This is a genomic window from Dietzia sp. CW19 (genome assembly GCF_014145265.1).
Classification (GTDB): Bacteria; Actinomycetota; Actinomycetes; order Mycobacteriales; family Mycobacteriaceae; genus Dietzia; species Dietzia natronolimnaea.
The window spans coordinates 1-13,451 of record NZ_JAALEE010000026.1; the positions used below are offsets into that span (position 1 = coordinate 1).

A 13,451-nucleotide genomic window follows, 5' to 3' on the forward strand; every position below is an offset into this window, starting at 1 on the left:
CCGATGCACGGCCAGGTCGATCGGTACGAGCACCCCACAGGCCACCGCGAGCGCCGCGAACGCGATCAGCTCGGGAACGGTGCCGGCCAGCCCGGCGGCTCCCGCCCCACCGGCGGCGGCCAGGCCCACGTGGAGACCGGAGCGCAGCCAGCGGGAGTCGGAGTCTGCGATGGATCGGATCCACCCGGTCAGCGCCGCGGCGAGTGCCCCGCACGCCACCGCGGTGAGGATCACGGCCACTGTGATGCTCGGGAGCACTAGGAGAAGGCCTCCTTCATGTTCATCGCCGTGGGTCCGAGCAGGACGATGAACAGCACCGGCAGGATGCAGAGGATCAGCGGGAAGATCACCTTGACGGGGATCTGCATGGCCTTCTCCTCCGCGCGCTGGCGGCGCTTCATCCGCATCTCCGCGGCCTGGGTGCGCAGGACGTCGGCGATCGAGATGCCGTAGGCGTCGGCCTGGATGATGGCGCGGACGAAGCGGCGCAGGTCGGGCACGTCGGTACGGGTGGCCAGGGACTCGTAGGCCTGCCTGCGGGTCTGGCCCACCTGGATCTCCTGCAGCGTCCGGACCAGTTCCTCGGCGAGCGGACCCGTCCCGTTCTTGCCCGCCCGGGACATGGCGGAGTCGAAGCCCAGCCCGGCCTCCACGGCGATGGTCATCTGGTCGAGGGTATCGGCCAGCTCGAGCTGGATGGCCTGGCTGCGCTCCTGTCCGCGGCTGTGGAGGAGCAGTTCCGGGACGAAGTAGCAGACCAGGGTGACCGCCGCGGCCAGGAACACAGGTAGAGCACCGGTGGTGCTGGAGACGAACAGCAGGCTCAACAGCGCCGCCCCGATGCCCAGCACGAGTTTGGCCACCAGCAGCTTCTCGAGGGGCCACCCCTGGGGTCTGCCGGCTTTGATCTGCAGCTTCTCGAGCATCCGGATCGACGGCGCCGGGGTGAACTTCCGCGCGATCGTGGCCAGGGTGCCACCGGTCTCCTCATCGTCTGGCGCCGCATCGTCGACCACCTGGTGTTCCGGGTACATCCCGCGTGTCAGGTTGAGCACCGTGCGCTGGCGCGCCCGGCCGGGTCCGGCGAGCACCGCCCAGCTCAGCAGGAACACCGCCACCGCCAGGACCGAGACGGCGAACAGGGCTGTCGGTGCCACGGCATGCCTCCTTCCAGAACGCTCGATGCGTTCAGAACCTGATGTTGACGACCTTGCGCAGCCAGAGCGCACCAACCACGAGCAACACCACGCTGACGCCGATCAGCGTGTAACCCAGCAGGCCCTCCGTGAACTTGGAGATGTACTCGGGATTGCTCATGAACAGGAATCCGGAGATGCCGAACGGCAGCGCCATGAGGACGTAGGCCGAGAGTTTGCCCTCGGCGGCCAGCGCCTTCACCTGGCGGCGGATCTGGTTCCGCTCGCGGATGGTGTGACCGACCCCGTCGAGCACCTCGGCCAGGTTGCCGCCGACCTCGCGGTTTATCGCGATGGCCTGCGTGACCCACTCGAAGTCCTCGCTCCCCATGCGCCGGGCGGTCTCCTCCAGTGCGGGGGCGAGATCACGTCCCACACGGGTCTCGTTGATGATGCGGGCGAACTCCTCCGAGGTGGGCTCCTCGGCCTCTCGCGCAACGGAGGCCAGGGCCTGGAGCAGGCTGTGGCCGGCCCGCAGGCTACTGGCCATGAGCTGCAACGAGTCATCCAACTGGTCTGCGAAGGCGGCCCGGCGGCGGGATGCGCGGATGTCCAGCGCGAACTTGGCACCGATCGGAGTGAGCGCGGCCAGGAAGAGTCCGGTGACCGGCCCGACCGCGACCAGACCCAGGGCGAAGGTCACCACTGCGGCGACGCCCACCAGGAAGACGAAGTCCTGGAGGCCCATCTTGACCCCGGCGCGTTCCAGCGCACCGGCCCCCGGTGCGCCGCGGCGGCTCAAGGCGGTGTCGATGGCCGAGGTGGCCGCCGTCGCCGTGCGCGAGATGATCCCGGGCCCCTCGTGAACGCCCGGTCGACGTCGGGCGCGGGGAACACGGCCCGGACGCGGGGAGAGCACGAGAAAAGCGCCGATGAGCAGTGCCAGTGACAGTGCTGCCACCCCGACCCCGGCCGGGGAGGCCAGGGCCTGGCCCACGGAGTCGTTCATCGGCTGGACCCGGGGGGCGAGGGAAGATCGAACACCCGCGGCGAGAGCGTGATGCCCATTTCCTTGAATTGGTCGGTGAAGCGGGGGCGCACCCCGGTGGAGATGGGTTTGCCGAGGAACTTGCCGTCGGGTCCCAGGCCAGCGGAGTAATCGAACAGGAACGCGTCCTGCAGGGTGACCGTCTGCCCCTCCATCCCCTGGACCTCGGTCACGGCGGTGACCCGCCGGGTGCCGTCGCGCAGGCGGGTCAGCTGGATGATCACGTCCACCGCCGAGGCGATCTGCTCGCGGATCGCCCGCAGTGGCAGGTCCATCCCCGCCATCAGTACCAGGGTCTCCAGGCGGGCCACTGCATCGCGTGGCGAGTTGGCGTGGACGGTCGAGAGCGACCCGTCGTGACCGGTGTTCATGGCCTGCAGCATGTCCAGGGTCTCGCCGCCGCGAACCTCGCCGACCACGATCCTGTCGGGGCGCATACGCAGGGAGTTGCGCACGAGGTCGCGGATGCTGATCTCGCCCTTGCCCTCGATGTTCGCGGGCCTGGCCTCCAGGCGGACCACGTGATCCTGCTGCATCTGCAACTCGACCGCGTCCTCGATGGTGACGATGCGCTCGGATTCGGGGATGAACGAGGACAGGACGTTGAGCAGGGTGGTCTTTCCACTGCCGGTACCGCCGGAGACGATGATGTTGAGCCTGGCCTGGACGCAGGCGCGCAGCAGTTCGGCCATCTCCGGGGTGAGGGTGCCGAAGCCGATCAGGTCGTTGACCTTGAAGGGGTCCTTGGAGAACTTCCGGATGGTGAGCGACGAGCCGTTGACCGCCAGCGGGGGGATCACGGCGTTGACTCGCGAACCATCCGCCAGGCGGGCGTCGACCAGAGGAGAGGACTCGTCGATCCGTCGTCCGATCCGGGAGACGATCCGCTCGATCACTTGCCGCAGGTGTTCCTCGGAGGTGAAGCGGGCGGAGCTCCGGGTGAGCCGACCCCGCTGCTCGATGTAGATCATGTCCGGGCCGTTGACCATGATCTCGGTGACCGTGGGGTCTGCCAGGAGTCGCTCCAGTGGGCCGTGCCCCAGGACGTCGTCCTGGATGTCGCTGATGAGCCGCAGTCGCTGTTCAGCGGTCAACGGGACCGTCTCATCCTCCACGACCTTGTTGAGCTCTGTCCTCACCAGGGAGTGGAGTTGATCCTCGGTGAGTGACGGGTTGTTCAGCCTGGCACCGACTCGCTCGAAAAGCGCGGCGGAGGCGCGCTCCTTGAGGGTGATCAACGCGTCGGGCTCGGGGAGTGCCGAGGGGGCCGGAGGGGTGGTGATAGCGGGTTGCAACCCGCTCGACACCTGCGCGGCGGCGACGACCGGAACGAAACCTCCGGGTGGGCCGGACTGCCCCGAGGCACCGGTGGACGTCCCGGGCGGCGTCGCCCCCGGGGTGTCCGGGGAGGTCTTCGGAGGTGCGGCGTCGCCACGAGCGGCGCGGAGGCGATCACTCAGGGTCATCGGGCACCCTTCCGGTGTAGACGGTGCCGGCCGCCGAACCGGGAACCGGCTTTCTCTTTCGCGAGCCGGGGCTCATTTCTGGGGGCCGGAGCGAAGCGATCCACCAGGCCCCGTAGCTTCTTGGTCATGGGGTCGCGGATCTCGTTTTGCATCAACGGGACCCCCTGATTGATGGAGACCGCAGTCGCCCGCGAGCGTGGCAGGACCAGGTCCACGCCGGTGCCGATCGTCGCCTCTACATCTGCTCGGGTGAGCCCGCTGTGAGTGTCGGCGAAGTTCACCACGACGTGGCGGCGATCGAAGCCCATTCCGAGGTCACGGAGAATGTCCAGTTCCTTCCGCAGTCCCCGCACTCCGGGGACGTCCATGCTCGTGACCAGGATCAGGTCGTCGGTCATATCGAGGGCCGCGAGGGTGTGGTCTGTCAGCGCCGGGGCGGTGTCAAAAATGACGAAACGGAACTCCGCCGCCAGCGTCTGGAGGAGATGGGTGAGTTCCGATACGCCCACCAGATCGGCCTCGGCCGGGGAGTTTGGTCCGCACACAACGGTCAGGCCGGTGTCGTGCTGGGTGAGGAACGTCTTGAGCACCATCGAGTCGCGCGCGGCCGCTCCCTGCACCACGTCGACGATGGTGTGTTCGGGTGTGAGGTTGAGGGCGTTGGCGACATCTCCGAACTGCAGATCCAGGTCGACCAGCACGGTGGAATGTGGTGCGGACCGGGCAAGCCCGACGGCCAGGTTGGCGGCGATGGTCGTCTTGCCCACACCGCCCTTGGGCGAGACAACGCTGATCACCTGTCCTCGCCGTGACTGCGTGCCCGCGCCGAGGTCGGTGCCGTCCCCGAGTCCGGCCGGAGCGCGCTGGCGGGTGACCTTGATGGCTCGGTCAAGGGCCGCTCGGATCTCGTCCTCCTCCGATTCGGTGGGGACGATGTCGCTCACCCCCGCCCGCATGGCAGAGAGTCCGAGTTCGGCGACCCGGTCGCTGACCAGGACCACCGCGATACCGGGGCACTCGATGTCGAGCCGCGAGGCCAGTGCGAGAGCGGCTTCGGTCCCGGAGCGCTCGTCGATCACGACGATCTCGGGGATATCCCCGCCGCCGAGTTGCTGGAAAAGCTGCGCCGGGCTCTCCGGAAGCGGACCTGGAGGCAGTGCCGGTATCGGTTGGCCGGTGGCCGCCCGGAACCGGTCGCGGAGGTCGACGAAGTCGGTGGCCAGCAGGATGTTGTTCATCGGTACACGTTCCCCGGGTTGACGATGCGGGTTCCGTCCTCCGGCGTGGCGGCGTCCTCGAGTGACAGCCAGATTGAGCCGTGTTCCGCTCCGAACACGACCTTCTCCGCGTCCGGCGCTGTGAGAGCCAGGGTCACCATCACGCCGCCGTCATGGATGGGGGCATCCGCAGGATCGGTCGAATCGGCCTCTTCGGACGCGGAGGGGGACAGTCCGCCCTGGACACGGAGGACAAGAACCTTGTGCAGCACGAGATGGGTCTCGGCTGTGTCCATTGAGATGAACACGCCCACCGTGTCGCCCGGGGTCACAGTGCCGCCCACGACCCCGGGAGAGTTAACCGGAACCGTGACCTGATGGAAGCCCTCGGGCGCGGGGATCCCGCCGAACTGCTGGAGGGACTGCAGTGACGCGAAACGCCCGGCCAGAAGCTGTTCCCCGGCAGCGAGCTCGGTGGCCGCGACCATGTTTCCGAGCTCCCGGAGGTCAGTCACCGAATTCGGTCCCACAGCCGTGGCGGGAAGCTCTCGCGTCTCCACCAGTTCGCCTAACGCAGAAGCAGGGGTTCCCTCGCTGATCGGGGCGGTCGCGATCAGGACGCTCACCGGCTGGAGGTCTGCCATGGCCCGTTCGTCGGCTGCGCTGACGTAGCGCAGGAGGAGGGCGGCGCCCAGGAGCGCCAGGAGGACGGCGACGGCTACTGCCACGACACGACGGTTCACTTCAGCTCGCTTACTGATCTGGGAGGAGGTAGACGGCAGTGGCGCCGAGGTTCTGCGTGGTTGGCCCGTACTCGAAATCGTCTGAGCGATCGAGGAACTCGGTGAAGTAGCCGCCGATACAACGTTCGTTACCTCTGCACGGGCTGTTCCAGTTCGCGCCGGACAAGTGGTAGCCGGTGATCGTGAATGCCGCGTACCCGTAGACGCGGTAGTAGGCGTTATTCCCTCGCCCGCGGTACTGGTCGAACAGCGGCAGGAGAATCGTCTTGTTGTGGAGTGACGACATGCAACTCGTCCCTCCCTTGTTGCCGGGGGCTCCCTGAACTTCCTGACCGATCCGGCTGAATGCCTGACAGGTTCCCGCATTCGGGTCCCGTGTCTGGACACGCGTCAACAACGCGCTGCATCTGGGCATGGGAGTAGTGCGAATCGGTGCCCCGGAGGGGCGAGGGTTCAGCGCAGGAGGCCGAAGAGGCGTCCGCCACGATGCTCGTGGCGCGAGAGCGCGGACCCGAGGAGGTCCGCGTCGTGTTCGTGGTCGACCTCGGAGCCGGCCAAGCGGCCCACGGTGCGCTCCCAGAGCAGTCCCTCGTATACGGAGAGGAGGTCCAGGGCGGCGGCGGCGGGGTCGCGAAGCCCGGCGGCGTCGAGGGCGCCGGCCAGGTCGCTCGGGTCCAGCAGGGCGGCGACGAGATCGGTGGTGTCGTCCTTGCCGGTGAGCTCCATGATGAGCGCTGAGCGGGCCGCCAACTCGCCGCGGTAGTCGGCGAGGAGGCCCTCGATCATCCGCGTGAGCATCGACAGGACGTCGTCGGCATCGGAGGACGCGAGTTCCTGGATCCCGGACACCTCGACGAACCCTCGCAGGAGAGAGGTGAGCCTGTCGACGGTGAGGGAGAGGAGCTGCGCGCGCGTGCGGCAGTAGTAGGAGGTGGAACCGGAGGGCAGTCCGGCCTCGGAGTCCACGGCGCGGTGGGTCAGCGCACGGACACCGTCCCTGGCCACCACCTCGATCGCCGAATCGGCGATGAGCATGCGCCGGTCCTCCATGGTGGCTCCCGTCGTCGTGGTTCACAGGCGTTCGGCTCGACCGCTGTAGCGCGGGCCGCTGCCGACTAGAGGATCAGCCTATCGCCGGGATCCCGTTCCTGGATCGAAACAACTCCACGCCCCGACACCGGTTTCGGTGTCGGGGCGTCCGGAGGGAGGCCGGGTGGGTCAGGCTGCCGGGGCGACCTTGCGGGCGCGCCGCTTCGCCGAGTACGTGAGTGCCGTCTGCAGCCCTGCCCGCTGTCCTTCCTCCTGCGCGGGGAGGGGCTTGGGCAGGTCCGCGAACATGCGCTCGGAGTGCGTCTCCGGGGCGTCGTCCGCCGTGCGTCGCAGCATGTGGTCGGGCAGCGACATCTTGGCGATGGTCCTCCACGCCTTGAAGTACTGCACGGGCAGCGGGCCCGCCACGTAAGGCAGATCGTACTTGCGGCACACCTCGCGAACCCGGACCGACGCCTCGGCCAGACGGTTGGACGACATGTCGGGGTAGATGTGGTGCTCGATCTGGTACGACAGGTTGCCCGAGAGGAAGTCGATGACGGGCCCGCCGGTGAGGTTGGCGGAACCGAGCATCTGCCGGAGGTACCACTCGGCACGCGTCTCGTTCTCGACGTCCTTCTTGGTGAACTTCTCGGCGCCGTCGGGGAAGTGCCCGCAGAAGATAACCGCGTTGGTCCACACGTTGCGGATGCCGTTGGCGGCGAGGTTCGCCGTCAGGGTGGACTTCCAGCCCTTGCGGGAGAGCGCCGGATAGAAGACGTAGTCCTTCGCGAGCTGGCGTCCGGCCTTCTTGGCGAACAGGCCGAGCTTGTTCATGGTCTCGCGGCGGTCGTCCCGCCCCTTCGCGACCTTGCCCAGCTCGAGATGCTGGATACCGACGCCCCACTGGAACAGCAGTGCAAGGGCCGCGTTGTAGACGAGGTTGCCGTAGAAGAACGGGTGCCAGCGCTGGTCGCGCGTCACGCGGAGCACGCCGTACCCGACGTCGTCGTCCAGGCCGACGATGTTGGTGTACTTGTGATGGATGTAGTTGTGGGTCTGCTTCCAGTGCTCGGCGGTGCCCACGATGTCCCACTCCCACGTGGTCGAGTGGACCTCCGGGTCGTTCATCCAGTCCCACTGCCCGTGCATGATGTTGTGCCCGAGCTCCATGTTCTCGACGATCTTGGAGAGTCCGAGCGCGCCGGCGCCGATGGCCCACGCGGTGCGGTTGCGCGAACCGACCATCAGCAGCGCGCGGGACCCCACCTCGAGGGCGCGCTGGAAGCGGATCGTGTTGCGAATATAGGTCGCGTCCCGCTCGCCGAGGGAGCCGATGATGTCCTGGCGGATCTGCTCGAGTTCGTCACCGAGCGCTTCGATGTCGGCCTCGGAGAGGTGCGCGAATTCCGGGATGTCCGTGATAGCCATGAACCTACGGTACCGTAACTTACGGTGGCGTAGGTAGGGTTTAGTCGGTTGGGTCACGCCAGACTCTCGGCCTCGACCCAATGCGGGAGGCCCTGATACTGGGCCTGGTGAGACCGATCGGATCAAGGCTACGGCGCTCTGGCCAGCGGCGAAGCGGACGATGCCACATCGTTTGTCACGGTTGTGTAACGTCGGACGGGTTCGCGGCGACATAGGGGTTGTCACGCGCCGCGGTGGGCTCGAAGAGAGTACTGGAGCCCGTCCGCCGGCAACGGGGACCGCCAGACGCCAGATACGCAAGTACGCTTTCAGTACGGATCACAAGGGGATACATCATGAGCAACGCCAACGACATCTTCCTGCAGGCCATCCAGCCCATCGTCGACATCTTCTGGACTCTGGTGTGGACCGCCACCGGCTCGACCATCAGCGTTCCCCGCGCGGCGGCACCGACCCCGACCACCTGAGCGGTCGCGGCCGGATAGAAAACCCGGCCCCCGAACCAGCGCACCACACCGGCCCGCCTCTCAACCGAGAGGCGGGCTGGCGTGCTTTCCGGCGACCACCACGGGGGCGACCACCACAGGTCCGCGACCGGAGCCCTCAGTGTCAGTGATCACACTGTCAGGGCTCACGTTGTCACAGTCCGAACTTCTCGCTTCCGCCCAGGTCGATCGGGATGGAAGCGCCGGTGATCCCCGCGCCAGCGGCGCTGCAGAGGTAGACGGCCATCGACGAGATCGCCGACGCCTCGACCCACGGCTCGGGCAGCTGGTTCATCCCGCTGAAGGTCTCGGCCGCGTCCTCGAGCGTCGTGCCCTGGCCCCCGGTCATCATGGCGATCATCGACGGGTTCTCGATCATGGGCGTGCGGACGTTGCCGGGGTGGATGGAATTGCACCGCACCCCCGAGAAGCCGAGCTCGCCGGCCAGCGACTTGGCCAGTCCGCGGACCGCCCACTTGGAGGTCGTGTAGCTGGCGGTGAACGGTGCGCCGCGAAGGCCGACCATCGAGCTGATGATCACGACGCACCCGCCCCGGCCGGTGGCCAGGATGTGGGGGATCGCGGCCGTCGTGGTGACCCAGGTGCCCTTGAGGTTGATGTCCAGGGTGGTGTCCCATTCCTCTTCGGAGCGCTCCCAGGAGGCGGAGGGCTGGGGGGACACCCCGGCGTTGGCCACCACGAAGTCGAGTCCGCCCAGTTCGGCGACCCCGGCATCGACGGCCTCCCGCATCCCGGGCAGGTCGCGGACGTCGACCTCCGCGGTCACGCACCTGCGCCCCAGCGCCCGGACGGCTTCCGCGGTGGCCCGGAGGTCCTCCGGCCGGGCCATCGGATAGGGGACCGTCTCGATGTCGCGGCACAGGTCCAGGGCGATCACGTCGCACCCGGCGGCCGCGAAGGCCTCGCAGTGGGCCCGGCCCTGCCCCCGGGCGGCCCCGGTGACCAGCACGACCTTTCCGGTCAGCTCGGGAGGGGTGGCGGTGGGGCTCGACATGGTGGGTGTCCTTCGGTGATCGGTGGCGGGCCCTGCGGGGTCGTCCGCCCTGCGGCATGCTGGAAGTCCAACGTAGACAAAGTGATAGGTAGTGATCATCATGCTCGAACGGACACTGGTTCTAGTGGATACCTCGTATCTACTAGCTAGCTTCTACAACTCTTGGGAGGAGGGTGCGCGCGGTCAGTTGGAGATATCCCTGGCCACGGTCGTGCACCGTTTAGATCAGGTCGCCCACGGTCTCGTGGACCAGCCGGTCCAACGACAGAACTGGTACGACGGGATCCCGGATTCCGGCCCGCACCGGTACCAGCGCACGCTCCGCGTGATCGAGGGCGTTCAGCTGCGCGCGGGTCAGTTGATCGAATGGGGTGAGCGTCGAACCCAGAAAGCCGTCGACACCCTCCTGGTCGCGGACATGATCCAGGCCGCCTACAAGGGCCAGTGTTCCGACATGGTGCTGGTCACCGGGGACGCCGACATGATCCCGGGGGTGCGGGTGGCGGTGGACGCAGGTGTGCGGATGCACCTGGTGGGGTTCGGTTGGGATTCCATCTCCTCCGCGTTGCGCCACGCGTGCGACACGACCTTGGTGCTGGATCCGCGCACCGATTTCCACGACGCCATGCAGATCAGGGTTCTGGAGGGGCCGATCCCGCCCAAGGTGCGATCGTCCGCCGAGCGGCCCACCGCGCCCGGCGACGATGCCAGCGAGCCGGTCGGCGAGGAGTCGGTGGGGATGGTCGAGGTGGATCTGCGGTCCGATCGCGCGGCCGCCACCTCGGTGGCCGACGAGGCCAGCCTGACGATCGCCGATGAGGAGTGGGCCGCCGACGCCGAGGAGCGGGCGGCCGACGAACAGGACTGCGCGGTGATCTCCGAGACCCGCGGTGCCGAGACCCGCGGTGCCGAGACCCATGCTGCTGAGTCCCATTCGGCCGAGACCACCGGGGGGTCGACGCCTGTGAACGGGCGGGGTGCGAAGCCGGGTGCCGGAACAGGGCCGGCGGGAAAGGCCCATGAGCCCCAGCCTCAGCCCCAGCCGCGGTCACAGCAACAACCCCCGCGCTCGGAGGGCGGGCCCCGGGAAGACGGGCCCCAGGAATCCGAGCGCCAAGAATCCGAGCCCCAGTCGCAGCCGCCGTCCCCGGCTCGGGCGCAGGCCAGGACCTCGACGCCGGGCCCCCCGCCCAACGGGTCGTCGCGACCGAGCCCGTCGATGATGGCCCCTCACCGCCGCCCGCTGCGATCCAAGTTCGTGCCCCTCTCGGAGGAGGTGTGGACCTCGTCCGGCGAGCAGACCCCGTTCGACGTGGGCCAGCAGTACGCGACCTGGTGGTACGAGCAGGCGGCCACCGAGGAGCAGCGCGACCAGGCCCACCTGCTCTCCGGGGGTGTTCTCCCGCCGGCGGTGGACCGCCCTCTACTGCAGTTCGCATGTCAGATGCTCAACGAGTTCACCCTGACCGAGGCGCAGCGGGTTCGGCTGCGCGACGGATTCCACGAGGGGATCCGCGCGGTTCTGCTCAAGCACCGCTGACCGGGCGGGTTGAGGGCGTCAGAGGCGAGGCGTCAGAAGGGCGGAGGGTCGTAGTCGTCACCGACCGGCCCGCCGTCCCGCCTCGCGGCCGCGTTATTGCGTCGCTCCGCAGCGATCCGACACGCACGCCGGTACCAGTGGGTGCTGAGGGGCCGGGAGCGAAGCCAGGGTCGCTCGGCGGAGCCCGGCCCGGGAGGCGCCTCGAACCCGTTGCGCGTCCGGTCGCGCCACTTCGCCAGGGGACCGTCGGGAAGGGTGGTGATGGTGTGACCACTCTCCGTGACGATGGTCAGTGTTCCGTCCCGCAGGAGTTGGTAGTACCAGGTGTGGAACGTCTTGAACCTGTGGTGCCGCCGGCAGAGGCACATGAGGTTGGCCTCGACGGTCTGGCCGCCGCGGTCCTGGTCGGAGTGGTCGAAGGGGACGACGTGATCCACGTCGCAGTTCTCGGCGGGGACCGAACAGCCGGGGTGACGGCAGGTGCCGTCGCGTAGCCGGATCCGGCGGGCCAGCTCGGGGCTGATCCGGTAGCGGCGCGCACCGCTGACCGAGTCCGCGGACCCGGCCTCGGGGTCGGGGAGAGAGATGTGGGCGCCGACGCTGCGGGCGAGCAGCGCGATGAGTGCGTCGATCGACGCGGGCCCGCTCCTCGGGAGATAGACCTCGGGCTCCTCGCCCGGTCCGCGCGGGGCCAGGATCGTGATGGTCGGTCTGATCTGCGGCGTGGGCGCCGGTCCGGCCGAGCCGCTTCCAGCGTGGTGGTCACCGGCGCCGTCGCCCTGATCGCCGGTGCCGAGGAGCGCATCGACGAGGGCATCCGCCCGGTGCTGCTGACGTGTACGGGCATGCGGGTCGTACGCCGGGCCGGTGCCGTTGCGGACAGCCTCGATCCGGGCCTGCTTCTCGCGATCTAACCGCTCCCCGGCGGTGTGCTCGAGCGCGTCGTGGATCGCGGACGCCTCGGTCGAGGTGAGGTGCGCACGGAGCTCGGCCATGCCGTCCACCCCGCGCCGGACGCTGACCCGACGCTCACGCACCGCGGCGGCACACCGGGCCAGGACCCCTTCCGGGTCGAAGGCCGCGATGATGCTGTCCGTCTTGGCCAGGATCGCGTTGCGGCCGGGCCGCTCGCCGGATTCGATGGAGTCCAGCAGCCAGTCCACGACCAGTCGGTGCACAGTGTCCAGGACGGAGTGGTCGACCGTCCGCATCTGCCGGACGAGCATCCCCGCCGTGCGCTCGTCCAGGAGGCCGGACCCCATCGCCTCGACGATCCCCGGGAACCGGATGACGAGATCCCGGGCCAGAGTGAGCATCGCTGAGGCGCGGTGATGGTGGACGCCGTAGGTGGCGACGAGCTCCGCGCAGGCGACGTCGAAGGGGTCCAGCACGGCGTGGTCGCGCGGACGCTGTGGCCCGTCGGGGTCGTAGTAACCGGCCTCGACATCGCGGGCGAACTGCTCCTCCTCGCACAGCTCGAGCAGATCGTGACAGGCCTGCAGGCGGGCAGCAGCTGCGCGGTTCTCGGTGCGGAGGGCGTCGAGGGCGGCCAACCCGGCCGCCGCGATGCCCGAACCGTGCTCTGCCGACATCCGCCCACCCCCTGCGCTGATCTATCGCTCGTACGTTCGATAGGGCAACACTAGCAACGGGGTACGACACGAAGGTCTGACCTCGGCCGAGCGGCCACTGAGCGGCCACCGCTCGGCCGCCCGCTCAGCCGCCCGCTCAGCCGCCCAACAGGGCCCGGTAGTGCTCGGCGAGGCCGGGGTAGTAGTCGGGTTCGAAGCTCCGCGCCTCCGGATCCCGCCCCGCCTCGGCCTCGACCAACCGGTCCAGGTAGTACTCCCACCCGGGACCGATCGAGGAGGCGGACTCGGCATCGGCGATGTCCTGTTCCAGGGAGATGACGGCCTCGTCGTCGTCGCCCTCGATCCTCACGGTGAGCAACCACCCGCCCGGACCGGTCCGCACCACCAGGAGGCCCGGCGCCTCGCAGGTCACCACCTCGACACCGTCGACGGGATCGCCGTCCTCGGCGGTCATGGTCAGTTGGACGGTGCCGGACGCCGGGTCGCCCGACCACGGGCCGATCCACCGGGCGGTGCGGGCCGGATCGGTGACGGCGGCCCACGCCTGCTCGCGGGACATGGGCAGGCGGCGGGGGAACACGACCGCTCCCGCGTCGTCGAGGTATCCGGAGGCCGTGGGCGTCGTGGACATGGCGTCTCCTCGCGATCAGAGGGGCGCCGGGAGTGGTGTCAGCGCAGCGCCGGCATCAGCGTATCGCGCATCGGCGCGATGAAACGGCCATCTTTCCGGAGCGCGACCCTCTACTCCC

At 68.6% G+C, this 13,451-nt stretch carries 13 protein-coding genes and 1 pseudogene; 2 read left to right on the forward strand and 12 right to left on the reverse strand.

All coding sequences use genetic code 11. The features are described 5' to 3' along the window. The 9 genes and pseudogenes from G6021_RS01010 to G6021_RS01050 form a co-directional block, all read right to left on the reverse strand. Positions 1-258: pseudogene (locus G6021_RS01010) on the reverse strand (prepilin peptidase); the annotation flags it as partial. Then, a complete protein-coding gene (locus tag G6021_RS01015) occupies positions 258-1,157 on the reverse strand; it encodes a type II secretion system F family protein (protein WP_182640479.1) in 900 nt (299 codons plus the stop codon). The pseudogene G6021_RS01010 and the gene G6021_RS01015, both read right to left, overlap by 1 nt. A 31-nt stretch (positions 1,158-1,188) precedes the next feature. After that, the gene (locus G6021_RS01020; protein ID WP_182640480.1) at positions 1,189-2,145 is read right to left on the reverse strand and encodes a type II secretion system F family protein; all 957 of its coding nucleotides are present in this window, start codon (positions 2,143-2,145) and stop codon (positions 1,189-1,191) included. Continuing rightward, positions 2,142-3,650, reverse strand: coding sequence for an ATPase, T2SS/T4P/T4SS family (locus tag G6021_RS01025; protein WP_182640481.1), 1,509 nt, complete (start codon positions 3,648-3,650; stop codon positions 2,142-2,144). The genes G6021_RS01020 and G6021_RS01025 overlap by 4 nt, the downstream gene beginning before the upstream one ends. Then, positions 3,647-4,888: an AAA family ATPase gene (locus G6021_RS01030; RefSeq protein ID WP_182640482.1), complete on the reverse strand. Its 1,242-nt coding sequence runs from the start codon at positions 4,886-4,888 to the stop codon at positions 3,647-3,649. Before G6021_RS01030 ends, G6021_RS01025 begins: the two co-directional genes overlap by 4 nt. Beyond that, complete coding sequence (gene cpaB / locus G6021_RS01035; RefSeq protein ID WP_182640483.1) at positions 4,885-5,595, reverse strand: Flp pilus assembly protein CpaB; 711 nt, start codon at positions 5,593-5,595, stop codon at positions 4,885-4,887. Before cpaB ends, G6021_RS01030 begins: the two co-directional genes overlap by 4 nt. A 25-nt stretch (positions 5,596-5,620) precedes the next feature. Next, positions 5,621-5,896, reverse strand: a complete 276-nt coding sequence (locus tag G6021_RS01040) for a hypothetical protein (protein WP_182640484.1) — start codon at positions 5,894-5,896, stop codon at positions 5,621-5,623. 167 nt (positions 5,897-6,063) lie between these two features. Further along, on the reverse strand, positions 6,064-6,645 hold the full coding sequence (locus G6021_RS01045) for a transcriptional regulator (protein WP_241736368.1): 582 nt from the start codon (positions 6,643-6,645) through the stop codon (positions 6,064-6,066). A 183-nt stretch (positions 6,646-6,828) separates the two neighbouring features. Continuing rightward, a complete protein-coding gene (locus tag G6021_RS01050; RefSeq protein WP_182640486.1) occupies positions 6,829-8,070 on the reverse strand; it encodes an acyl-CoA desaturase in 1,242 nt (413 codons plus the stop codon). A gap of 335 nt (positions 8,071-8,405) precedes the next feature. On the opposite strand from G6021_RS01050, the gene G6021_RS17715 reads away from it, so the two are divergent. After that, a complete protein-coding gene (locus G6021_RS17715) occupies positions 8,406-8,537 on the forward strand; it encodes a hypothetical protein (RefSeq protein WP_277817912.1) in 132 nt (43 codons plus the stop codon). A gap of 172 nt (positions 8,538-8,709) precedes the next feature. Here G6021_RS17715 and G6021_RS01055 read toward each other — a convergent pair whose 3' ends face one another. Then, the gene (locus G6021_RS01055) at positions 8,710-9,570 is read right to left on the reverse strand and encodes a mycofactocin-coupled SDR family oxidoreductase (protein ID WP_182640487.1); all 861 of its coding nucleotides are present in this window, start codon (positions 9,568-9,570) and stop codon (positions 8,710-8,712) included. Between the two features lie 100 nt (positions 9,571-9,670). Here G6021_RS01055 and G6021_RS01060 point away from each other — a divergent pair, with 100 nt between their 5' ends. Further along, on the forward strand, positions 9,671-11,110 hold the full coding sequence (locus G6021_RS01060) for an NYN domain-containing protein (protein ID WP_182640490.1): 1,440 nt from the start codon (positions 9,671-9,673) through the stop codon (positions 11,108-11,110). Positions 11,111-11,142: 32 nt separating this feature from the next. Here the strand turns inward: G6021_RS01060 and G6021_RS01065 are convergent, their stop codons facing one another. Further along, on the reverse strand, positions 11,143-12,702 hold the full coding sequence (locus G6021_RS01065; RefSeq protein WP_182640488.1) for an HNH endonuclease signature motif containing protein: 1,560 nt from the start codon (positions 12,700-12,702) through the stop codon (positions 11,143-11,145). A gap of 136 nt (positions 12,703-12,838) precedes the next feature. After that, the gene (locus G6021_RS01070; protein ID WP_182640489.1) at positions 12,839-13,333 is read right to left on the reverse strand and encodes an SRPBCC domain-containing protein; all 495 of its coding nucleotides are present in this window, start codon (positions 13,331-13,333) and stop codon (positions 12,839-12,841) included. Positions 13,334-13,451 lie beyond the last annotated feature (118 nt).